25 protein-coding genes are annotated in these 22,672 nt (G+C 60.4%); 13 read left to right on the top strand and 12 right to left on the bottom strand.

Annotated features, from left to right (window positions below; all coding sequences use genetic code 11):
- The first annotated feature begins 748 nt into the window (after positions 1-748).
- Positions 749-1,942, top strand: coding sequence for a right-handed parallel beta-helix repeat-containing protein (locus VJR68_RS10210; RefSeq protein ID WP_324147572.1), 1,194 nt, complete (start codon positions 749-751; stop codon positions 1,940-1,942).
- Between the two features lie 109 nt (positions 1,943-2,051).
- Here the strand turns inward: VJR68_RS10210 and VJR68_RS10205 are convergent, their stop codons facing one another.
- Positions 2,052-2,645, bottom strand: a complete 594-nt coding sequence (locus tag VJR68_RS10205; RefSeq protein WP_324147571.1) for a DNA-3-methyladenine glycosylase — start codon at positions 2,643-2,645, stop codon at positions 2,052-2,054.
- A gap of 141 nt (positions 2,646-2,786) precedes the next feature.
- Here VJR68_RS10205 and thiM point away from each other — a divergent pair, with 141 nt between their 5' ends.
- Together thiM and thiE are read left to right on the top strand one after the other, a co-directional pair.
- Complete coding sequence (thiM, locus tag VJR68_RS10200; protein ID WP_324147570.1) at positions 2,787-3,596, top strand: hydroxyethylthiazole kinase; 810 nt, start codon at positions 2,787-2,789, stop codon at positions 3,594-3,596.
- A complete protein-coding gene (thiE, locus tag VJR68_RS10195) occupies positions 3,593-4,237 on the top strand; it encodes a thiamine phosphate synthase (protein ID WP_324147569.1) in 645 nt (214 codons plus the stop codon). The genes thiM and thiE overlap by 4 nt, the downstream gene beginning before the upstream one ends.
- A gap of 243 nt (positions 4,238-4,480) precedes the next feature.
- On the opposite strand, the gene VJR68_RS10190 is transcribed toward thiE, so the two are convergent.
- Complete coding sequence (locus tag VJR68_RS10190) at positions 4,481-4,672, bottom strand: erythromycin esterase family protein (RefSeq protein ID WP_324147568.1); 192 nt, start codon at positions 4,670-4,672, stop codon at positions 4,481-4,483.
- Positions 4,672-4,854, bottom strand: a complete 183-nt coding sequence (locus VJR68_RS10185; RefSeq protein ID WP_324147567.1) for a hypothetical protein — start codon at positions 4,852-4,854, stop codon at positions 4,672-4,674. The genes VJR68_RS10190 and VJR68_RS10185 overlap by 1 nt, the downstream gene beginning before the upstream one ends.
- A 268-nt stretch (positions 4,855-5,122) precedes the next feature.
- Here VJR68_RS10185 and VJR68_RS10180 point away from each other — a divergent pair, with 268 nt between their 5' ends.
- Entirely contained in the window at positions 5,123-5,359 is a 237-nt protein-coding gene (locus VJR68_RS10180; protein ID WP_324147566.1) for a hypothetical protein, read from the top strand.
- Positions 5,360-5,380: 21 nt separating this feature from the next.
- Positions 5,381-6,739, top strand: coding sequence for a cation:proton antiporter (locus VJR68_RS10175; RefSeq protein ID WP_324147565.1), 1,359 nt, complete (start codon positions 5,381-5,383; stop codon positions 6,737-6,739).
- A gap of 227 nt (positions 6,740-6,966) precedes the next feature.
- Here the strand turns inward: VJR68_RS10175 and VJR68_RS10170 are convergent, their stop codons facing one another.
- Genes VJR68_RS10170 through VJR68_RS10135 form a run of 8 tightly spaced genes read right to left on the bottom strand, consistent with a single transcriptional unit; the run spans position 6,967 to position 11,827 of the window.
- A complete protein-coding gene (locus VJR68_RS10170; RefSeq protein WP_324147564.1) occupies positions 6,967-7,701 on the bottom strand; it encodes an endonuclease in 735 nt (244 codons plus the stop codon).
- Positions 7,702-7,709: 8 nt separating this feature from the next.
- Entirely contained in the window at positions 7,710-9,494 is a 1,785-nt protein-coding gene (locus tag VJR68_RS10165) for a complex I subunit 5 family protein (protein WP_324147563.1), read from the bottom strand.
- The gene (locus VJR68_RS10160) at positions 9,491-9,838 is read right to left on the bottom strand and encodes a sodium:proton antiporter (RefSeq protein ID WP_324147562.1); all 348 of its coding nucleotides are present in this window, start codon (positions 9,836-9,838) and stop codon (positions 9,491-9,493) included. Before VJR68_RS10160 ends, VJR68_RS10165 begins: the two co-directional genes overlap by 4 nt.
- Entirely contained in the window at positions 9,838-10,602 is a 765-nt protein-coding gene (locus VJR68_RS10155) for an MnhB domain-containing protein (RefSeq protein ID WP_324147561.1), read from the bottom strand. The genes VJR68_RS10160 and VJR68_RS10155 overlap by 1 nt, the downstream gene beginning before the upstream one ends.
- Entirely contained in the window at positions 10,599-10,853 is a 255-nt protein-coding gene (locus VJR68_RS10150) for a DUF4040 domain-containing protein (RefSeq protein WP_324147560.1), read from the bottom strand. The genes VJR68_RS10155 and VJR68_RS10150 overlap by 4 nt, the downstream gene beginning before the upstream one ends.
- On the bottom strand, positions 10,850-11,134 hold the full coding sequence (locus tag VJR68_RS10145) for a hypothetical protein (RefSeq protein WP_324147559.1): 285 nt from the start codon (positions 11,132-11,134) through the stop codon (positions 10,850-10,852). Before VJR68_RS10145 ends, VJR68_RS10150 begins: the two co-directional genes overlap by 4 nt.
- The gene (locus tag VJR68_RS10140; RefSeq protein WP_324147558.1) at positions 11,131-11,376 is read right to left on the bottom strand and encodes an MrpF/PhaF family protein; all 246 of its coding nucleotides are present in this window, start codon (positions 11,374-11,376) and stop codon (positions 11,131-11,133) included. Before VJR68_RS10140 ends, VJR68_RS10145 begins: the two co-directional genes overlap by 4 nt.
- 4 nt (positions 11,377-11,380) lie before the next feature.
- Positions 11,381-11,827 (bottom strand): hypothetical protein, encoded by a 447-nt coding sequence (locus VJR68_RS10135; RefSeq protein ID WP_324147557.1) that lies wholly within the window; start codon positions 11,825-11,827, stop codon positions 11,381-11,383.
- A gap of 332 nt (positions 11,828-12,159) precedes the next feature.
- Between VJR68_RS10135 and VJR68_RS10130 the strand changes: the two genes are divergently transcribed.
- From VJR68_RS10130 to VJR68_RS10095, 8 genes are all read left to right on the top strand, one after another.
- Entirely contained in the window at positions 12,160-13,962 is a 1,803-nt protein-coding gene (locus tag VJR68_RS10130) for a thiamine pyrophosphate-requiring protein (protein ID WP_324147556.1), read from the top strand.
- A gap of 262 nt (positions 13,963-14,224) precedes the next feature.
- Positions 14,225-15,154, top strand: coding sequence for a hypothetical protein (locus VJR68_RS10125; protein ID WP_324147555.1), 930 nt, complete (start codon positions 14,225-14,227; stop codon positions 15,152-15,154).
- Positions 15,151-15,801, top strand: coding sequence for a gluconate 2-dehydrogenase subunit 3 family protein (locus VJR68_RS10120; RefSeq protein ID WP_324147554.1), 651 nt, complete (start codon positions 15,151-15,153; stop codon positions 15,799-15,801). Before VJR68_RS10125 ends, VJR68_RS10120 begins: the two co-directional genes overlap by 4 nt.
- A complete protein-coding gene (locus VJR68_RS10115; RefSeq protein WP_324147553.1) occupies positions 15,791-17,434 on the top strand; it encodes a GMC family oxidoreductase in 1,644 nt (547 codons plus the stop codon). The genes VJR68_RS10120 and VJR68_RS10115 overlap by 11 nt, the downstream gene beginning before the upstream one ends.
- Positions 17,435-18,004: 570 nt before the next feature.
- Entirely contained in the window at positions 18,005-18,907 is a 903-nt protein-coding gene (locus VJR68_RS10110; protein WP_324147552.1) for an SAM-dependent methyltransferase, read from the top strand.
- Positions 18,904-19,920, top strand: coding sequence for a hypothetical protein (locus tag VJR68_RS10105; protein WP_324147551.1), 1,017 nt, complete (start codon positions 18,904-18,906; stop codon positions 19,918-19,920). Before VJR68_RS10110 ends, VJR68_RS10105 begins: the two co-directional genes overlap by 4 nt.
- A gap of 29 nt (positions 19,921-19,949) precedes the next feature.
- The gene (locus VJR68_RS10100; RefSeq protein ID WP_324147550.1) at positions 19,950-21,092 is read left to right on the top strand and encodes a Rieske 2Fe-2S domain-containing protein; all 1,143 of its coding nucleotides are present in this window, start codon (positions 19,950-19,952) and stop codon (positions 21,090-21,092) included.
- Positions 21,093-21,301: 209 nt separating this feature from the next.
- A complete protein-coding gene (locus VJR68_RS10095) occupies positions 21,302-21,589 on the top strand; it encodes a HigA family addiction module antitoxin (protein ID WP_324147549.1) in 288 nt (95 codons plus the stop codon).
- 75 nt (positions 21,590-21,664) lie between these two features.
- On the opposite strand, the gene VJR68_RS10090 is transcribed toward VJR68_RS10095, so the two are convergent.
- Positions 21,665-22,672, bottom strand: a 1,008-nt coding sequence (locus VJR68_RS10090; protein ID WP_324147548.1) for a gluconate:H+ symporter, incomplete at its 5' end; no start/stop codon positions are given.

The raw sequence follows: 22,672 nt of genomic DNA, 5'->3' as shown, positions 1-22,672 counted from the left end.
CGGTGCGGCGGCAAACACGGCTGCCGCCGACTTTTGCTTGTACGACTAATACCCGAGGGTACGCTTATAAAGTTGCAAAAGTCCATGTGCGGAGATGCATAGGGGCGGGATGGAACTAAAGCAACCGCTGTAATGCATCGGCGTGCACATGTCCGGCCGCATGGATTTCATGGTGGCGTGGCGATACCGGATGGCTTTATGGCCTCCGGTGCATGACATCGGCCTCACGCGTTACGAAACGTTTCACCGCCTGCATGCGTTGCGGAAAGAAACGTTTTTCCTCGATGCCGATACGCAGAACGTACAAAGGAACGAGCGAGGTGATCGCGGGCTGGGATGAAATCCCAGTCCGTAGGTTGGGGTGCGAACCCCAACATTCCGATTCTGCACGCATGGCGATGTTGGGGTTCGCACCCCAACCTACGGACACCTGTGCGCGATGCCGAATAAAACGCAGGCTTTTTGGGGCAAAAAGTGGCGTTAATGGTTGATGTCTGCCCGCCAGCGTCCAACCCGCATGTGTGCGCAACTCGTTAAAACTTAAAGAAATTTGCGAACAGGTTCACGAGATCGCCGGTGTAATTGGCAAAGCGCGTTCGCCCTTCGAACAGTGTGAGCAAAAGCGGCATTTCACATTTGCGCCGTCACAGGTCGATGACGCATCTTAGCCACGCAGTAAACAAAAACTGTGCAGCGAAAAGGCTGCAAAAAAATTCTTTGTTGTTATCCAAAACAGGGGTTCAAATCCATGAAAACCAATATGGCGCCGCAGGGCGCACAAGCGCGCTTTGTCCAAAATTCACGCGGTCAACGTTTCACGACGCGCGCCAAGATCTTGACGGCCATCGCTGCTGCTCTGACGTTCGCGACGGCAGCCATGCCGGTTTCCGCAGCAACCACAACAACCAATTGGTGGACGCAGTCGCCGGCCATTTCGATCGGCACCAGCTCCGTCAACGTGCGCAACTTTGGCGCGATGGGCAATGGCGTGACGGACGATACCGCCGCTTTCCAGGCTGCCATCAACGCGCTGCCCGCCAGCGGCGGCACCGTGGTGGTCCCGGGCGGCACATACATGATCGACGCGACCAAGAGCATCAACATGCGCTCCAATACGCGTCTTTCGCTTTGGGGCAGCGCGACGCTGCAAGCCATTCCGAACAACGCCAGCTTCGCTGCGGTGGTAAAGGCGTGGAACGTCAGCAACGTCGAAATTCTCGGCGGCAAAATTGAAGGCGAGCGCAGCCAGCATCTTGGCACCAACGGCATGGGCTATGGCATCAGCGTCCAGGAATCGAGCCAGATCTATGTGCATGACATCACCCTCGCCGACAACTGGGGCGACGGCATTCTGGTGGGCACCACCTCCGGCTGGCGCACGTTTACGCCGTCGAGCTATGTCACGCTGGTCCGCGTCCATTCCAGCAACAACCGCCGCCAGGGCATGTCGATCACGGCAGCCAATCATGTGTACGCGGTGTACAGCAGCTTCGACGGTTCCAACGGCACCGCGCCGCAGGCAGGTATCGATATCGAGCCGCAGACGCTGGGTCCGGCATCGCAGATCCGCATCGAAAGCTCCGGCATGTCCAACAACCTGGGCAATGGCGTGGAAATCCACGACAACGTGACCGACGTCACCGTGACCGGCAGCACTGCGCAGAGCAACCATGGCTTCGGCATCTTCATGCTCGGCACCAACAACGTCACCGTCACCCACGACACGCTGACGTTGAACTACCTGTTCGGTGTAGACGTAGATGCCGCCACCAACACCGTGCAACTGACCAACAACAGCATCACCTACAACGGTGCTGCCTGGCTCGTCGCGCACAATGAATCGCTGTACACGCTGGGTTACCAGCCGCGCGATATCACCATCGACAGCACGGCAGTGAATGTCACGCAGTCCAGCAACGTGATCTCGCCGGTGCGCCAGTAACTCCCAAGGGTTAAAGCGTAAGTTGGGGTGAGGCATAGCCGAACCCCAACATGGCGCGGCGTTATCGGGAAACGTTGGGGTTCGCCTTCCGCTCAATCCAACCTGCGATTTATTTTTTCGACACGTACGCGCTTTCTTCCACATACCAACGCCACGGATAGTCCGTCGCCTTGGTAAGGCCGATGCGCGTGGTTTGCACCGGCCGTTCGGGTGGCGGCATGCCGTCATCCAACAGCGTGTACGCATCGCCGCTCACCAGGTCGATGCCGTTGTGCAGCTTGCTGATGCTCATCGCCTGGGTAAGGCAAGCCGGGCCATTGCATAGCTGGCGATCATGCTTTGCCAGCGGACGCGCCGCATACATCAAATCCAAGCCTGCGATCGGCTGCAACGCGCGAATCAACACCGCATTGCCCACGCCTTGCGGTCCGCATACCGCATTCGCGCACCAGTGCATGCCGTAGGTGAAGTACACATACAAGTGTCCCGGCCTGCCAAACATCACCTCGGTGCGTGGTGTGACGCCGCGGTAGGAATGCGCGGCCGGATCGTCGCCGCCGCGATAAGCCTCCACTTCCACGATGCGTCCTGCGCGGCCGTCATGGCAACGCAATAGCTTGTTCAGAAGCTCAGGCGCGACGATCAACGGATCGCGGTGGTAGAAGGAACGCGGGAGTTTTTTCGGTTTTCGGGTTGCAGCCATGCCCGCCATGGTAGTGCCTGTCCCGTAGGCTGGGATGAAATCCCAGCTTTCATGGCAGCGGGATGCTGGGATTGCATCCCAGCCTACGACTGCGAATAACGGGTACCATCACGCAGCTACGCCCCACCTCAAAGCTGCATCATGACCTCTGCTCTCGTTTCTTCCTGCGGCGAACGGCTCGACCGCCTGCGCCGCCAACCCCCGCTGGTTCAATGCATCACCAACTACGTAGCGATGAACTACGCCGCCAATGTGCTGCTCGCTGCCGGCGCATCGCCCGCGATGGTGCACGCACCGGAGGAAGCGGGTGAATTTGCCGGCCTGGCAAGCGCGGTCACCATCAACATCGGCACGCTCTCGTCGCGGTGGCTGGAAGGCATGCATGCCGCGGCCAAGGCAGCGAATGAAAACGGCAAGCCGTGGGTGCTCGATCCGGTGGCGCATTTCGCTACGGCGTTTCGCCGCAAGGCCGCGGCGGAACTGCTGGCGTTGAAACCAACGGTAATCCGCGGCAATGCATCGGAAATCATGGCGCTGGCAGGCGACGCCAGTTCGGGACGCGGCGTGGATAGCGGCGACAGCGTAGAGCGCGCGGAAGCATCGGCGCTGTTGCTGGCGCGGCAAACGGACGCCGTGGTGGCTGTAACAGGTGCAGTCGATTTCGTTACCGACGGGCAGCAATCCGCGCGCATTGCCGGCGGTAGCGAATGGATGCCGAAGGTAACGGCGATGGGTTGTGCGCTCACCGGCCTGGTGGGTGCGTTCGTGGCGATCGCGCCGACAACGCCATGGGAAGCGACAGTGAGTGCGCTGGCGTGTTTCAAGGTTGCTGGTACGCAAACAGCATCGCAATCCGCCGGCCCCGGTTCATTCGCCTGGCGCTTTATCGATGTGCTGGCCGCCTTGAATGGCGATGTGCTGCAAGCGCAGGCACAGGTCACGCCGGCATGAAAAAGCCGTTCGATCTTTCGCTGTACCTGGTGTTGGATCCGGATCTTTGCCGGCAACACTCTATGGTGGAAACCGCACGTGAAGCGGTAGCCGGTGGCGTCACCATCGTGCAGGTACGGCACAAACACGCTTCGACTGCCGAACGCGTTGCCCTTGCACGCAGCGTGAAAGAGGCCCTGCGCGATACCGCGGCACTGATAGTGATGAACGATGACATCGAAGCGGCTGTGCAAGCCGAGGTCGATGCGGTGCATATCGGCCAGCGCGACATGTCCCCTGCCCTGGCACGCGAACGCATCGGGGCGGACATGCTGCTGGGCCTTTCCGTCAACTCGGAAAGCGTCGCGCGGGCGGTCGATCCCAGGGTGGTCGATTACGCGGGTATCGGCCCCGTGTTCGCCACGCCCACCAAACCCGACCACGAACAGCCGATCGGCTTTGCCGGCCTGGCCCGCATCGTGGCCGCCTGCCCGGTTCCCACCGTTGCCATCGGCGGCCTTAAAAGACAGCACGTTAGCGAAGTCTTCGCCGCGGGGGCGCATGGTCTTGCGGTGGTTTCGGCCATTTGCGGCACACCCGATCCGCGCCAGTCCGCCAGCGATTTGCGGGCCGCTATTCAACATGCACATAGCGGCCTGTGAAGCTGTCGTGAAAGGCCAAGTTGCTACGCAATACCTGACTTTGACGCCCCGATATGCGATAAATGGCGCGCCGGGAAGTCAGGCGCCGAGGAGGGGCCCCTCCTCAACATGGATGACCGATGCCCGACCGGGCCGCCGACAAGGCGGCCTGTTTTTATTTGGGGGTTCGGTTCGTAGGCTGGGATGAAATCCCAGCATCGCCATCCCGATAAAGCTGGGATTTCATCCCAGCCTACAAAAGCATCAAAGCCCTGTCGGAAACATCTCCGCCGCGCCGCCACCCTGCTCCTTCTGCAACGGCGTCACCGGGAAGGTTTCGTCGAACCACAAGAATGCCTCGTACTGCTGCGGCAACGATGCTTCCAGATAATGGCTGTGCAATTCCGATTCGGGGCGATAGATCACGCCGATATAGCGTTGCAGCCTGCGTTTCACTAATTGCTGATGCAGCAGAAGCGATCGAATAGACGGCCAAACGCGGCATCGCGCAGGTTTTCCGGCACGAAGGCTTCGCGCGGCACATGTTTCATCGCCGCCAGCACTACGGGATCATGCAATCCGCGGCCGGCGATCTGGCGCTCCACCATCTGCTGCCGAGCTTGGCCGAAGTCGATCATGTCGATGCATTTGCGCTACCTGAACATCGCTAGCGTGCTTGCATGCGCGTTGCGGATACGTCGATGTTTCGGCAGCGGTGGCACCAGGAAAAGTTGACGTTTGGGCAACGTGAGGTGGGTGAACCTGTGTGCATCGTCCTGTTTGTTCTGGCCGTCATTCCCGCGAAAGCGGGAATCCATCTCGTCGTGATGCAAAAAGCAAAGATGGATTCCCGCTTTCGCGGGAATGACGGCCATACAGACATAGCAACAAGAGATGAAACTAGCCATGACACACAAAAAGCCACCCCGCCACCCCAACCCCGCCGCAACCATCCAGGATCGTGCCCACAGCAAGCAAAAACAGGCACACCAGACACCCGCCTGGCCCGGCGCGAAAGAACAGGCCGAGCCGCAACACGCGCATGCCCAGCCTGCCGGCGAAGCAGCACCGGGCGATATCGAAAAAACGCCACCGTCCCAATCCGGTTACGAGCGCAGCGACATCAACAAGCGGCATCATTGATCACGGTCATCGGAAGCACCGGTGAATTCGCTCGGATGGCTGTTTCTGCTCAGTGCGCTGTTGTTGGCCACGTCGTTGTCGGCAGGCTGGCTGCGCCGCATGCCGGTCACACCGTTCGTGGTCTATGCGTTGGCGGGGCTGGCGCTCGGCCCGATGCTGCTCGGTTATGCGCGCATCGACCTCATGCAACACGCGCATTGGCTGAGCGCCGTCAGCGAGGGCGTGCTGGTGGTGTCGCTGTTCCTCACCGGGCTGAAACTGCGCGTGCCGTGGCGCCATCCCGCGTGGCGTGCAGGCCTGCGCTTGGCGGTGCCGGCGATGCTGCTGAGCGTGGCGGGACTCGCCTGGGCCAGCCATGCGCTGCTGGCCTTTTCCTGGCCAATCGCGCTGGTATTCGCGGCCATCGCCGCACCCACCGATCCCGTGCTGGCCAGCCTGGTATCAGTCGACAACGCGCGCGACGATGACGCCTTGCGTGTCGCCCTGTCCAGCGAGGCAGGCTTGAACGATGGCACCGCCATGCCCTTGCTGCTGCTTGGCATGCTGCTGTATTCGGGCAAGCCAGACACCGGCGCGGTATGGCATTGGTTATGGCGTGACGTGTGCTGGGCGTTGCCGGCGGGATTGGCGATCGGCTTTTTATTGGCGCGCCTGATCGGCATCATCGCCACGCGCGCCAAGATGGCCAGCGGCGATCGCGCGCCCAGCGATTTTCTTGTGCTGGCCTTGATTGCGCTCACGTACGCCTTCGCCAAAGCATTCGACGCATCGCAATTCCTGGCCGCCTTTGCCGCGGGCGTCGGTTTGCGCCATACCGAATGGCGCGTGGTATCGCGCCATCCACATCCGGATGTGGAGCAAGAGCAGGACCAGATTCACCCGCCGGCGGAAATGCTGGTCAATCCCAACCAGCGCGATGAGGTGGCACTGGAACAGCCGTCCGCCAGCATTGGGCTGGTGGTATCGGACGCCCTGTCGTTCGGCGATACGCTGGAACGCTTGCTTGCCGTGGGCATGGTGCTGTTGGTCGGCATTGCGTGTTCCGGCGGATGGAGCAGCGATGGCGCACTGATGGCCTTGCTGCTGTTTGTGGCGATACGGCCGCTTTCGACATGGATCGCCACCTTCGGCGCACGCATGCCACCGATACGCCGCCTGTTGGCAGGATGGCTGGGCATACGCGGCATCGGCAGCCTCAATTATCTTGGCTATGCGTTGACGCACGGTGTGCCGGCAGCCGTGGCGCCCAAACTCACCGGCATGGTGACCACGCTGGTGGTGTTGAGCATCGCGGTGCACGGGGCGAGTTGCCAGCCGTTGCTGGCGTGGCGCGAACGGCGCTTGCGGGAAATCGCCAAACGAGATCGCAGGTTGGGTTAGCGCAACGTAACCCGGTGTGTTCGGAGCGAGCAGGACCCCACCCTGTCATTCCAGCGACTTTGACGCTCTTTCACTGGAATGACGGCAAAGAGTTTCCGGTAAGTTGGTGTCATTGGCACTAACCCGAGGGTACTAATTCAGGTAGCAATTCGCTCAGATATTGATCCTCAAAGTCACTGGGCCCCGGCTTTCGCCGGGGCGACGGTACGTGTGCCATCGGCGCTAACCTACTCCTCATACAACCGCTGACACTTCACACAATAAAAACTCCGCCGCTTGCGGCTCCCCAGATAACCCCGCGACAGCGGAATCCGATGCACCGGACACAAGCTCTGGTTATGCACCAGCCAATGCTTGCGCAGCACGTGCGCCTTCTTCCAATCCAGAAAACGAAAGCTATACGCCCTCGCCTGCGCCACGATCTCGTTGGCCTTGCGCGCCGACAGCGCACCCACGCGCGAGAGCGGATGCACCTTGCACAGGTACAGCACTTCGTTCTTGATGATGTTGCCGACGCCGGCGAATACATCCTGGTCGAGCAAGGCGTCGCACACGAACGTGTCCGGCGCGGCGCGGAACAGCTTCCGCACCCGCTTTTCGTCCCACTCGTCGGACATGATGTCGACGCGCCAGTCGTACACCTCGTTGACGTCGCCTTCAAGCAGCTTGACCGACCCGTTGTAGAAATTGAGCGAGCCGTTGGGAAACACCAGCCCCAACCGCGGCACGATGCTGCGCTGTTCGTTGATCAAGTAGCTGCCGAACATCAGCAGATGCACGCGCACATAGAAACCATCGAACAGCATCAACGTCTGCTTGCCGAAACTGCGCAGATCCAGCACGCGCTGCTGCTCCAGCCGTTGCATGGGGATCTTGGCATTGCCGTAAGCGCGCAGCACGACCTGGTTGACGAAGATCGACGCTTCGTCGCAAAGCATGGCAATGGAAGGACCTTCTGGCATGCGATCACCTAATGCAGCACGCTCATGGCAACGATGCCGGCCGTCAGCATGGCCAGTCCCGCGGCAAGCCACGCAACCTGGTCGCCCACGCGCCCCGCATGCAAGGCACGCAAGCCACGGATGGAAATATGCGCCGGCCACAACACCCGGTTCTTCAACAAACCAGGGAGGAACAACTGCGCCGCTGCAATCACCAGCGCGATGCCGACCGCCAGCCAGCCGGAAAATTCGCCACCGCTGGCCTCTGCCGGCACCGCAGCCGTTGCATAGGCCTGCTTGCCGCTGAGTACATCCCACACCGGCATATGCACGAAGGTTGCCGCTGCAGCACGCGCCATGCGTTCCAGTGGCATCGCAGCGCTCACGTTTGCAAATACCAGCACCAGCGCCGGCAGCAGCATCAACAGCCATGGACGGTCGCCGCGTTCCGATTCATTCGGCAACGGCGACTTGTTCGCCGGCAATTCCCCTTTGCCGAGGAAAATCCGTACACCGGCACGCAACACGGCACCCCCGGTGGTCGCGGACGAAATAATGATGATCGGCCCAAGCCAATCGTCGCCCGTCAGCTTTGCCGCCCCTTCCACCGCCTCCGCGCCGGACCCCATGATGCCGATCGGAAAGCCCGCCAGGCACAAGCCGGCAACAAAGAAGCAGCACGCAAGCACAGGGCGGCCACGCGCGCGGCCATACAGTTCAAACTCATCCACGCTGTCCAGCACTGCGGCCAGCATGCCCGCCGCCATGAACAAGCACGCCTTCACCATGCCGTGGCCAAGCATGTACAGCAGCCACCCCGCGGTACCGTGCACGGTGATCAGGCTGAGTGCCGCAAGCATCACGCCAACGTGGCTCACGGTGGAATACGCCAGCAAGCGCTTCACATGCGTCTGCTGCAAAGCCATGAAACCGCCGATGATGGCGGTGACCGCGCCCAACGGCACCAGCAGTCCGTGCGCCAGCGACGCAACCGCCGGCACGCCAGCAAACACGATGGTCAGCAGGCGACCGAGCCCGAACAAACCCACCGGCACCATCACACCGGAAAAAATCACCGATACCGGCGAGGGCGCCACCGCATGCGCATCCGGCAGCCAGAAATGAAACGGCACGCCGGCGGCCTTGATCAGCATGGCCGCACTCATCAACACAAACGCACCGCAAGCCAGCACGTCGGCATGGCGTTCCGCCAGGATTTTCCCGACCAGCGCCATGTCCAGCGCGCCCGTCGCCGCATACGCCAAACCCACGCCCGCCATCATCAGGAAACTGCCGACGGTGTTGATCACGGTGAAGTTGAGCGCACCTTCCAGCGCGGCGTCTTCCAGGCGATAACCGGTGAGCGCAAAAGCAATCACGCTCATCGTCTCGAACCACACGAAAATGTTGAACAGATCATGCGTCAGGCAAAAGCCGATCATCGCCGCGCAGAACATCAGCATCAGCGCATGGAAATGCGCACGCACTTCTTCGAAGTAGTGCCACACAAACAAAAAGGTGAGCGCAAACAAGCCCGCAATAAAGGCACTGGCGCCGGCGCCGGCACTATCCACCACAAAGCTGATGCCCAGCACCGGCCCGCGCGTCGGTCCCCATTCGCCATACCAGTACGCCAGCGGGGCATGGGCGGATGCATGCGCCAGCCACATGCATGCCACACAAACCGCTGCGCACACGAGCACCGCCAAGGCATCGACCACACGTCGCGGCACCAGCTTTTCCGCCAGCAGGGCAAATGCTGCCGCCAGCAGCGGCACCACCACCGGCATCGGTATCCATTGCAGCGGGTTCAAGGAACGGGCTCCAGCTCTTCCGGATCGAGCGTTTGGCGGCGCTTGTGCAATTGCAGCGCCAAGGCGAGCAACAAAGCCGAAACGGCAGCGCCCACCACCACGTCGGTAAGCACCAGCGCCTGCATCACCGGATCCACGGCCGGCGTTCCCGGTGGATGGTCATAAAAGATCGGCGGCCCGGCATGCCAAACGAAACCGATCGCCAGCAGCACCACGTACGTACCCGACTGCACCACCGACAGGCAGCCGATCAAGTGCACGTAGTGGCGGCTGGTGATCATGCCGTAGATGCCGATCGCCATCAGCCAGGCGGCAGCCAGCCAAGGCAGCAGACGCAGCAACACTATGAATCGCCCTCCTTCGGCACGCGCGTTTCTTCCAGAAATTCCACCAGTGCGTTGACAAAGCCGCCGGTGATCGCCATGCCCACCGCCACGTTGAACAGCGGAATCAGCCCGCCACCGGTGAGCGATTTCGGCTGGCCTTGCGGCAGCACGTTTTCCAGAAAGCCCGCGCCGAGCAGCATCGGCAACAGACCCACCGCCACGCAACCGACGGCGCCCAGCGCTTCCAATAGCTGCATCACGACCGGCGGCACCACTTGCCGCCAGCTGCGATAACCATCGCCCAGGAACAGCAGCAGCAACGCCGAGGCGAGCATCGCACCGGCTTGAAAGCCGCCGCCAGGCGTAAGCTGCCCGTGCGCCATCACGTACAGCGAAAACGCGATCGTCGCCGGCAGCATCCAGCGAATCAGCAACGCCACCGCTTCGCTACGCGCCGGCAGCTGGCGTCCATCGGCATGGATAGGCTCGCGCGAGGCATCTTCGCCACGTCCGCCACGCAACAGCACCGCCAGCCCGGTGATGGCGGCCGCGAAAATAAATTCCTCGCCCAGCGTATCCGCACCGCGCACGTCGAAAATGATCGCCGTCACCACATTGGTGGCCTGCCGCATAGATGGCACGTGTGCATTGACGGTGGCGCCGTACGCCAACAGCTGACCACCGAAAGCCGGCATGTGCAGCGCCACCAGCACCACCGCCGGCGCCAGCACGAGCAGCGCCAGGATGGACAGGGCATAACGCAGCGCTCTGCGGTACTTCATCGCGGCACATTCCTGCGCCCGCCGCCGCGCGTGGCTGCCAGCACGGTGAGAAACATCACCGGCACCAGCGCAGTGCCCACGGCAATTTCCGAGTAAGCCACGTCTGGTGCCTGCAACAGCAGAAACAGCATTGACAGGAACAGGCCATGCACGCTGATCATCAACACCTGTCGCGCGGGCCTGCGTGTAAACGCCACCAGCGCGCCGCTGATCATCACCAGGATCAAACAACCAGCCACGGCGAATTTCATGCTTCCCCTCCTTTGCTCGGACGCATCAGCCGGCCCAGGGCATGCGCAATACCGATACTGACCAATGCATTGACCAGCCACAAAAAGGCCACCTTTGCCGTACTGAGGCTCATGCCGGTTTGCAGCCCCGTCACGATCAACAACAACGGCGATGCCGCCAACGGCGCAAAGCTCACGGCGTGCAACCGATCCATGCCGTGCGGAAGCCGCAGCAAAGCCGCCGCCGCCATCCAGCAACATGCCACCAGCAACACCAGCGCCATGGCGATCAGCGTATTCACATCCAGCGCTCCATGTAGAAGGTGTAAGCGAGCGTTCCCGGCAATCCCAGCAAGGTCATCGCCAACGCCAGGTCGACGTACGATGGCTGCTGCATCGCCAATGCGATGAGCACAAAAATGATCGCCACCACCGTGCTGATGAACTGGATCGCCAGCGGCCGGGTGCGTAGCGCGCCGCGACGCGCCACGATCAAGCCGGCCAACAGTGGCGGCATCAAGGCGAAGATCGCTATCCAATACATACGGCTACTCCGACCTGCGCGTCCCTTCGGCGCGGTGCACCCGCAACGCGTCGTGGTGTGCTTCGATGGTGTACGCCAAGGGACCAAAGGATGTCGTCAGAATCGCCAGCGCGCGGCGCTTGGGAATCACGCGCACATCCGTATCGCGCACCAGCAGCGGCGCCGGTTCCATCACCTGCCTGCCAAAACGCCGGCGCCACATCGCGGCAAGCACATGCCATGCGCCTTGCGGAACGTCACGCAGCGCGCCTTTTGCGGCGAGTTTCAGAATGTGAAACGGTTGTGGGGTGCCGATGAAGCGAAATGCGGAGCGATGCATCAACCGCGCGTGCACCCATGCCGCCATGCAACCGGCGAGGGTGGCAACGATGATTTCCGCAAGCGATGTGCTGCCGGCAAATAGCAGGCAGATGGCGCCGAGCAGGATGGCTTCGAGTGGTAAGCGCCACATCTCTTTTCGCGCGCTACGGAAGGTGCGATGGATTTTTCCAGCACGTGCGTGGATGAAATGCCTACAAATGAGTTTGGCGACACACGTACGCTGGGATGAAACCCCAGCATGCTTTCAGGATGCATTGCTGGGATTTCATCCCAGCCTGCAACTGCTGAGCCTGCCGGCTAAAAACGTGATGCCTCAGCCACAAAAGCTGCACAGCCTCTGCACACCGCTCTGCCTAGGTTCGCAGATGACTCGCGTCGCGCGATCACGACGCATGGCATCCACGCACGCTGCACGTATTCCCGGCTACTTCGGCAGCGTCACGCACAACCGGAGTTCAGCGCATGAGCAAGCCAACTGTCGGAGACTTTATCGTCGAGCGATTGCACGAATGGGGCATTCGCCGCATCTATGGCTATCCGGGCGACGGCATCAACGGTGTGTTCGGCGCGTTGAACCGCGCGAACGGAAAAATCCAGTTCATCCAGGCGCGGCATGAAGAAATGGCCGCATTCATGGCGTCGGCGCATGCCAAGTTCACCGGTGAGCTGGGCGTGTGCATTGCCACCTCCGGGCCGGGTGCGGCGCATCTGATCACCGGCCTTTACGACGCACGTCTGGACCACATGCCGGTGCTGGCGATTACCGGCCAGCAGGCGCGCGCGTCATTGGGTGGCCACTATCAGCAAGAACTGGATCTGCCAGCCATGTTCAAAGACGTTGCCGGCGCCTTCATTCAATCTGCCGCGGTGCCGGCGCAAGTGCGCCATATGGTGGATCGCGCCGTGCGCATTGCACTGGGGCAGCACACGGTGACGGCGATCGTGTTGCCGAACGATCTGCAGGAGCTTCCGTTCGAACCGCCGGGGCGAAAACACGGCACGGTGCATTCAGGCGTTGGCTACAACAAGCCCAGGACGGTGCCCTATGACGATCAACTGCGTCGCGCTGCCGACGTACTCAACGCGGGCAAGAAGGTGGCGCTCCTGGTCGGCGCCGGCGCATTGCGCGCTACCGACGAAGTGATCGCCGTGGCTGAAAAACTCGGCGCCGGTGCGGCAAAAGCGCTGCTCGGCAAAGCGGCATTGCCGGACGATCTGCCGTGGGTGACCGGTTCGATCGGGTTGCTCGGCACCGAGCCCAGCTACAAGATGATGATGGAATGCGACACCCTCCTGATGATCGGTTCGGGCTTCCCCTATTCCGAATTCCTGCCGAAGGAAGGCCAGGCGCGTGGCGTGCAGATCGACATCAAGGCCGACATGCTGAGCCTGCGTTATCCGATGGAAGTGAACCTGGTCGGCGACAGTGCCGAAACCCTGCGCGCTTTGTTGCCGCTGCTGCATAACAAGGAAGATCGCGCGTGGCGCCAGAACATCGAGAAGTGGACGGCCGATTGGTGGAAGAAACTCGATGCACGCGCCAAGGCCAAGGCCGAAAACGGCGTGAATCCGCAGCGCACGATCTCTGAGCTTTCGCCGCGTATTCCCGCCAATGCCATCGTCACCAGCGATTCGGGTTCCGTCGCCAACTGGTACGCGCGCGATTTGAAAGTGCAGCGCGGCATGATGTGTTCGCTATCCGGCGGCCTGGCGTCAATGGGTGCGGCGGTGCCGTATGCGATTGCGGCGAAGTTCGCCTATCCGCAACGCCCGGTGATTGCACTGGTCGGCGATGGCGCGATGCAGATGAACAACATGGCCGAGCTGATCACAGTGGCCAAGTACTGGAAGGAATGGAGCAGCCCGTGCTGGATCTGCATGGTGTTGAACAACTCCGACCTCAACCAGGTCACCTGGGAGCAACGCGTCATGGAAGGCGATCCGAAATTCGAGGCATCGCAGGAGATTCCTTCCATTCCTTATCACCGCTTTGCCGAATTGATCGGCTTGCGCGGCATTTACGTCGACGATCCCGAGCGACTCGGTGCCGCGTGGGATGAAGCGCTTAAATCCGATCGCCCGGTGGTGATCGAAGTGAAGGCCGATCCGGAAATACCGCCCCTGCCGCCGCACATCACGCTGGCGCAGGCGAAGGCGTTTGCATCGACCTTGATGGCGGGCGATCCGGAGCAAGGAAGCATGGTGCGCGATACGGCGCGGCAGGTGTTGAGTGCGGTGTTGCCAGGGCATAAGGATAAAGAGTGAGTGCGGCGTCGATCTCGATCGCTACCGCAAACGGTTCCCTCCCCTGCTTGCAGGGGAGGGTTAGGGTGGGGTGCGAGCGAAGCGAGCGGCGAGATGTTGGACGCCACCACGAGCCACATCCCGGAACCATTTTGCATCGCGCTAAAGCACACACAACCCCACCCCAGCCCTCCCCTACTATCGCAGGGGAGGGAGCACTTCACAGCACGCGACAGATGCACGCTTACGCACATAGATCTGCATCCCGGTCTACGAATCACCCATGAGGATCAACCGTCCATCCTGGCCCACCATCGCCTGGTCGCTAGCCGGCGTCGCAGCTGCCGCAACGCTTGTCCGCTACATACCCGGCACGCGCCGCCATCGCATACCCGCGCGCCGCATGCACATCGAAACCTCGCGCGCCTTCAACCGCAGCTCCGCCCTGCTCGCCTGCTCTGTGCTCACCGATAGTGCGATGGAGCACTACCGCGGCTCGTTTTCCAATCCGGCCATGTACATCCCGCCGGTGGTCGCCACGTTCTCCTTGCTGGCTGGACTGCACGGCGGTGCCGATCAAAACACCCGCACGCATGCGGTGCGCCACGCCATTTACTGGGGTGCCGCGCTCACCGGCGTTGCCGGCACCGGCTTCCACATCTACAACGTGATGAAGCGCCCCGGTGGTTGGAGCTGGCAAAACCTGTTTTATGCAGCACCGCTTGGCGCGCCGGCGGCGTTGCTGTTGTCGGGCGCATTGGGCGCTGCCGCAGAACGTTTGCGCAATGAACCTGCGCGATCACCGCGTCTGCTTGGCATGCCCGCAGGGAAGGCCTTGGGACTGTTGAGCGGTATGGGTCTTGCCGGCACTGCGGGCGAAGCAGCGCTACTGCATTTTCGCGGCTCGTTCCAGCACAAGGCAATGTACGCACCAGTGAGCGTGCCGCCTGCAGCGTCGGCATTGTTGCTGCATGCCTCGCTCACCAAACCGCAACCTCGCTGGCTCGCGCGCGTGGCGTTGCAGCTGACCTGGTTGATCGGCTGGCTCGGTGCGGCATTCCATATCCGCGGCGTGGCGCGCCATCACGGCGGTTGGCGCAATTGGAGCCAGAACATCTACAACGGCCCACCCTTGCCCGCGCCGCCGAGCTTCGCCGCGCTCGCACTGGCCGGGCTGGCGGCGTTGCGATTGAGAGAGAGGGAACGGCGATGAATCTGTATACCTCGCGCTATCCCGGTTACGACGTGCTGCGACGGCGCGACACGCCATCGTGGGACGACATCACACGCAAAGTGATCGAGCAGCGCCTGGCTACGCCATCCGATCCGCAATGTCTCGATGCGGTGCGTTGGCGGGCATTGGAAGCCCTGTGCGCGTGCATCATCCCGCAACCGTCGGACCGCCCGCAGGTGCCGCTGGCCGGCATGATCGACACGCGCCTGAAAGCGAACGCCGGTGATGGCTTTCGCTATGCGCGCCTGCCGCCGCTGCGCGAAGCCTGGTGCATTGGCCTCACTGCGCTGGATGAGGAAAGCAAAGTCCGCCATGGCTTGCCCTTCGCGAGCATCGAACGCGACCATCAAAATGCGTTGTTGAAACAGATCCAGCACGGCGAACTGGCCAGCGCCTTCTGGCAAGGCATGGATCCGCAGCTGTTCTTTTCGCAGCGCATCTTGCCGGATATCTGCGGCGCGTATTACTCGCATCCCTATTCCTGGAACGAGATCGGTTTTGGCGGCCCGGCCAATCCGCGCGGCTACGTGCGCATGTATTACGACCGCCGCGATCCGTGGGAACCGGCCGAAGCCAAGCCGGGAGAAGAACTAAAAGCCTTCCGGAAAAACCGCCGTGTCCGCTGATCCGCAACACGAACCACGCGGCAAGAACGGCCGCGCGCCGGATGTGCTCCGTGTCGGCGGCTGGATGCCGATGCGCGAATACCCGCAGGATGAAGCGGTGGATTTCGCCATCGTAGGCACCGGCGCGGGCGGCGGTACGCTTGCCTGCCGATTGGCCGAAAAAGGCTTCAAGGTGGTTGCCTTCGATGCCGGTGCATGGTGGCGTCCACTGGAAGAATTCGCATCCGACGAAGCGCACCAGAAAAAGCTGTTCTGGACCGATGAACGACTGTGCGACGGCGAAGACCCGGTCAAGCTCGGCAACAACAACAGCGGCAAAGCGGTCGGCGGCAGCATGGTGCACTTTGCGATGGTGTCGCTGCGCTTCCGTCCTGAATGGTTCAAGGCGCGCACTGCGCTCGGCTACGGTGCGGACTGGCCCTTGGATTGGCGCGAGATGTGGCAGTACTACGCCATGGTCGAGGATGCGCTGAAAATCTCCGGGCCGGTGAATTACCCATGGGGCCCGCACCGCGGTCGCTATCCCTATCGTGCGCACGAATTGAATGCCGCCGCGCTGGTGCTGGCACGCGGCGCGGAAGCGATGGGCATCAAGTGGTCGCCCACGCCGCTCGCCACCATTTCTGCACCGCGCGGCCTGGCGCATCCCTGCGCGTATCGTGGTTTCTGTGTTTCCGGCTGCGCCACCAACGCCAAGCAGAGCACGCTCAACGTATGGATTCCACGCGCCGTGCAAGCCGGCGCGGAAATCCGTGACCTGGCGATGGTCGGCCGCGTGGTCGTCAACGATGCGGGCCTGTGCACGGGCGTGGAATATTTCCGCGAGGGACGCTGGCAATTCCAGCGCGCAAAGAACGTCGTCGTCGCCGGCTATGCCGTCGAAACGCCGCGCCTGCTGCTGAACTCCGCCACCGGCCGTTTTCCCGATGGCCTGGCCAACAGCTCCGGCCTGGTCGGCAAGAATTTCATGGTGCAATCCAACCAGGCGGTATGGGGTTTGATGGACGAAGAAATCCGCGCCTACAAGGGACCACCTTCGTTGTCATTGACCGAACACTGGAACTACACCGACGAAGGCAAGGACTTCTTCGGCGGCTATTGCTACATGGCGCAAGGTCCGCTGCCCGTCTTGTGGTCCATGACCGAAAGCCGCCGCGGCCTGTGGGGCGAGGCGTTGTTGCAGGAGATGCAACACTACAACCATCAAGTCGGCTTGAAGATGGTCGGCGAAACCCTGCCGCAGGAACGCAACCGCGTCACCCTCGCCGACGAGAAAGACCAATACGGCCTGCCGATCGCCCGCGTCACGCATTCGTACTGCGACAACGACCGCCGCATGATCAACCATGCGCTGGATTTCATGGACAAGGCGCTCGCCGCCGCGGGCGCAAAAAACATCTGGCGCGAAACCGACGACACCTGCCACATCAACGGCAGCTGCCGCATGGGCAGCGATCCGCGCACCAGCGTGGTCAACGCCGATTGCCGCAGCTGGGATATTCCCAACTTGTGGATTTGCGACGGATCGGTGTTCGTGACCGTAGGCGGGGTGAATCCATCGCTGACGATCCAGGCGATCGCCTGCAGAACAGCGGACAGGATCGAGGCGCTGGCATCGCGGGGCGAATTGTAGGTTGGGGTGCGAACCCCAACGTCGTGGTGCGTGGGAGACAACCATGTTGGGGGTTCGCACCTGAGGTTTCCCCACGTTTTCATACCCAAATCTCCATCTGCTGGAGCAGCTCACCAGGCGATGTTTGGCGATCGGCGCGGGCAATCGCAGGCGCTTCGACAACCGCAGCTACACAGTTTGCTTGACTGGTTCGCTGCGAATGGCTGAGCAATAACGCCAATCATGTTTCTAAATTAACCCGTCACCGTTTTATTTACTTAAATCAACCCGTCCCTGTTCTATTTTATAATATTTGAACCGTTTTATTCCACATCATTTACACAATAAACGCTATTTATCCATCAATCTATAGCCTCCATGATCCAACCAAACAAATGAAATGACGCATATTTTTAATTTAGATATTAAAAATAACAAATATATATTTTTATTATTTTAAACATCAATTACTTTACCTGCACGGTTATAAAAAATTGTTTTTGATCGTTTTTACCGTAAGCAGGTTGAAAAAAATCAAACTCCTTGCCAGAAGGCCACAGGAACAGGGAAGGCCATCAAGTGGAGATCTTTATGACGCTGATCAACAGGCAAGACTTCGTGACAGTCAAGAGTTCTCGCAGCGACCCCTATCTTCGGAACGTGGCACGCGTCTACTCTGACGACCCGGAGCTGTGGCGCAAAGTCCTGGGGGACTCCATGTTCTTTCACCACGGCGTGTACGACGGAATGGATCTCTCGCTGGAGGAAGCCGCAGAACGATATCTCGACGCGCAAATCGCACTCGCCAATGTGCCCCGGCCAGTGGATCGAATCCTTGAAATTGGTTGTGGATGGGGACCGGTACTCCGTTCTCTCGCTCGGCGCTTTCCCGAATGTCCAACCCTGGACGGCATCAATATCAGCGAGAGCCAGCTGCGATGGGCTAGCAGGCTTATTCGCGACGCCGGAGTCGCCGATCGTGTCAACTTGTACCTCTGCAATGCTCAGGACATCGATCTGCTGCCCAATCCTTCCCGACAGTATGATCTTGTCATTCTCCGAGGAGCGATTGCCCATTTCACTCCCGAGGTCTTGAAGCAGGTGCACGTTCTTCTACGTCAACGCGTCAAGACTGGCGGGATCGTGTTGATAGCCGAGATCCTCTACCTTGATCCAGATACCTATGCATCAGCCATTGAAGACACCGTTGATCGGATTGCTTGTGGATATCGCAAATCACCGAAACAGATCAATGATCTCCTCACGGCAAACGGATTTACGGTGACAGACACTCGCATTTTGCCCTCCATAGAAGACACTATTCATTGGTTCACCGATATCCAACGCAATATCGACCGCAGCTTTCCAGAAGGACCACCGACTGCCGTCTTGCAAGAACTTCACGACGTCGTGTCGAACATGAATGTCGTCCTAAGCACGGGTCAGGTTGCCGCGTTCAGTATCGTCGCTCGCCGGGAGGAGGACGTCCGATGAGCTGCCCGCATCATGAACCCGGCTCACGCGACAGCTGGCTGCAAGAAGAAGGGTCCTGGGCGGATCCTGTGGGGGCAAGGCGCCGCGCAGCCGTAGATGGCACAAGAACGAAACAGCTTGCCCTTGCCACTCCCTCTAACCCTCAAAGCCACCTGACTCCCCATCCTTGGTGGATCAACGAACAAGTGGACAAGGAAGCAATCGAGGTGGGCTATCAGATGTTGGAGACGATCGCGCCGACCGGACCACCGGATCGGGATCGTGCCGCACTGGCGGCGCTAGCGGCATTGACTGCGATCAACGACTCATACGCTGCCGGACATCACTACGGGGATGTGTTCGACCGCTTTCTCTTTGGTCACACTGTCCATCAGTGGCTGCGCATTGCCTTCGCCACCGCAGCTGACTGGGAACATCACGCTATGGAAACCGCACTACGGGTGCAAGTAGATACCCTGGCCTCTCAGCGGGTGGACAGGGGGATCGCTGGTGTGGCCGATCAGCTTCGCCTCAACGTTGATAATTACCGCGAGTATCTGCGATGGCGTGATGCCGAAGGATGCTTTTACGGCGTGATGCTTCTGTGTGCTGTAGCAGCGGGGATAGATCTTCGCTCCATTCCTGCGCCGCGAGTAAGGGAAAGCCTTGAGATTGGTATTGTCGCTTTCGACCTGCACAGTGGGATCCGGCATCGTTCAGAAGATGAAACCGCAGATATTTACCGATATCTCCCCGGGACCCGTCGGGAAAAAGTTGATACCGGACTGGGCCTGATTCGTGATTTACAGCTTGATCTGATTCATGCCGATGATCTGGCCGATAGGGAAAAGGAATTTCTTCTACGGTATGCGACCGCCGGCACTTTGCTTTCCTATGTTCCTCTGCGCTGGGCCAGAACAACCGCGCTGCATATTGTTCCCGACGACTGGATCGAACAGGGCTGGAGCCATGTGACTGGCGCTGAGTCACACGCTATCGGATACAGCATGGTGACCAAACCAGACTCCGATTAAGGCAACACTGATCAAGTATCGCCGTCGTCATGAGGCTCACCCCCAACGGTGCATTGAAGGAAGCCGGGAGTGGCAAAGTGAAGCTCCGAACCTACCTACCCGACCCAAGATGGGCAGCTCGCCCCGGCAACGAGGTGGCACCTCCATGGCTTCCGTATCCGGATGGATGGTTCTGTGTCGGACTATCCACGGAGTGGAAGGCTGAGACAATTCAGACCGTGCCGTTCATGGGTGAGGACATTGTCATTTACCGGACTAAATCAGGCGCGATACGGGCCATTCACCCCTATTGCCCACATTTGGGCGCCCATCTCGGAGCAGGCGGAACTGTCAAAGGGGAGCTATTGATATGTCCATTCCACAGGTTTGAGTTCGCGCCGGATGGCATCTGCGCTCATACGCCCTATGGGTCGCCGCCGAAAGCCTCGCTTCATCTTTTGCATGCCAAGGAAGCCTATGGAATCGTTTGGGTTTGGCATCACCACAACGACCAGCCTCCATCCTGGGACCTGCCCGACTTTCCTGAAGTCGGTAAACATCCACTTGACTACCGAAAGATCGATTTGGCCGGTCATCCGCAAGAAGTGATGGAGAATGCAGTTGACTATGGACACCTCCCTCAGCTTCATAAGATCACATTCATGGGCGAGTTGTTTCCGATGATCAGCGAAGGTCCGATCAGCCACATGGGATTTCGGATCGCCCGGTACGTCCCCCTCCTGGGCACGCAAATCTATGACACTACTATCCACATGATGGGAATCGGTGGGTCCAGGCTCATCCTGGAAACTCCCCGCCTCCAGATCCGTACTGCCGTCTTCGCGCTGCCAACTCCGATTGCCCCATGGCGCATGCGCCTCACCTTGGCAGCAAGCGTAGAAGCTCCAGAGCCATCCTGGCTTCCTGGCCCGATACGGAGGCTGGCGAGGAGTCAGATCGAAAAGACGCTGAGGCACAGTTTCCTTTGGGCCATTGTCAAGGACGTATATAAAGACTTTCCGCTTTGGCACCACAAAAAATATCATCATCACCCCAGACTCAATAGTGGAGACGGTCCGATTGGAAAACTCCGTGGCTGGGCGCAACAGTTTTATCCTCTCAGTTCAGTAGCGCTCATCGAGACGTCTTCCAACTATGCCGACGGCGACCCCACTCCGACTACGAGGCCATGAGTTAGCCAGGTACGCGACCGCGGCAATGAATGCAGCAGTCATATACGCTAACGAGATATGTAAGGACGATGTTGTTGACAGAGCTAGCTGCAAGGTAGTCGAGCGCGCTTGGAAATGACAATGTTGGGGTTCGCACCCCAACCTACGCGCTTGTGGCGTGTGGCCCAACACGCGATAGTTGATTACAGGACTTATCACTAAGAAACGACATGCCAAAAATGCACGACCCCGCACATCCCGGTGAAGTCCTGCGTGAATGGCTCACCGAAATCAGCGTGACAGAAGCTGCCGACCGCCTCGGCGTGGATCGTGGCACGTTGTATCGCGTGTTGAATGGCAAAGCAGCTATTAGCCCGGAGATGGATATTCGTCTTACCAAAGCATTGGGTACAACGCCTGGACTTTGGCTTGGCATGCAGGGGCAATATGACCTGTGGCAGGCCGAACAAAAGTTCAGGGGTAAGGTGCGGCGCATTATCACCAACAGAGCCGCGTAACAGCGCGTAGGTTGGGGTGCGAACCCCAACATGGTTGTCTCCCACGCATCACGATGTTGGGGTTCGCACCCCAACCTACACCACCATCGACACCACCAACGTCAGCAATAGCGCCACCACGGAAATAATCGTCTCCAACACCGTCCACGTCTTCAGCGTCTGCGTCACCGACATGTTGAAGAACTCCTTCACCATCCAGAAACCGCCATCGTTCACGTGGGAAAGGATCAGCGAACCGGCGCCGGTGGTAAGCACCATCAACTCAGGGTGCATGGTATTGCCCGCCGCTGCTGCGATCGGCGCAACGATGCTGCAGGCGGTGCTCATGGCAACCGTGGCCGAACCGGTGGCAATGCGCAGCAGCGCGGCGACCAGCCAGCCGAACAGCAGCGGCGACAGATGCGCCGACTGCGTCGCGGCGATGGTGGCGTCGGAAATGCCCGAGTCGATCAGGATGCGGCCGAAGCCGCCGCCGGCGCCGATCACCAGCACCACCGTGGCGGTGGGCGCGAGACAGTCGTTGCTGAAAGCCAGCACCGCCTCGCGGCTGAAACCGCGCCGTTTGCCGAAGGTGTAGAAGCTCAGCAGCGTGGCGAGCAATACCGCCATCACCGAGTTGCCGAGCAAGGCGAGCACGTCGTTCGCCAGGCTGCCGGGTGCGGCCAGCGCATCGGCCCGGCTGCCGAGCAGCATCAGCAGCACCGGCAGCAGGATGGTGAGCAGCGTGATGCCGAAACCGGGCAGTTCGCGCGACGGGTCATCGGCCTCCAGGAATTGCCTGGCGAGCGGATGCTCCAGATCGGCGCTGACGTAACGCGTGATCCATCGTGCAAACAAGGGACCGGCGATCGCCGCCGTCGGCAACCCCACCAGCAACGCATACGCAATGGTCCTGCCGATATCCGCGTGATAGGCCGTGACGGCAATCAGCGCGGCGGGGTGCGGCGGCACCAGGCCATGCACGACGGACAAACCGGCCGCCATCGGCAAGCCGATCATCAGGATCGGCGTGCCGGTGCGCCGGGCGATATTGAAGGCAAGCGGAATCAGCAGCACAAAGCCCACTTCAAAAAACACCGGCAG

The organism is Dyella sp., from assembly GCF_035277725.1.
Lineage (GTDB): Bacteria > Pseudomonadota > Gammaproteobacteria > Xanthomonadales > Rhodanobacteraceae > Dyella_B.
This window is presented reverse-complemented; position numbering and strand designations above follow the sequence as displayed.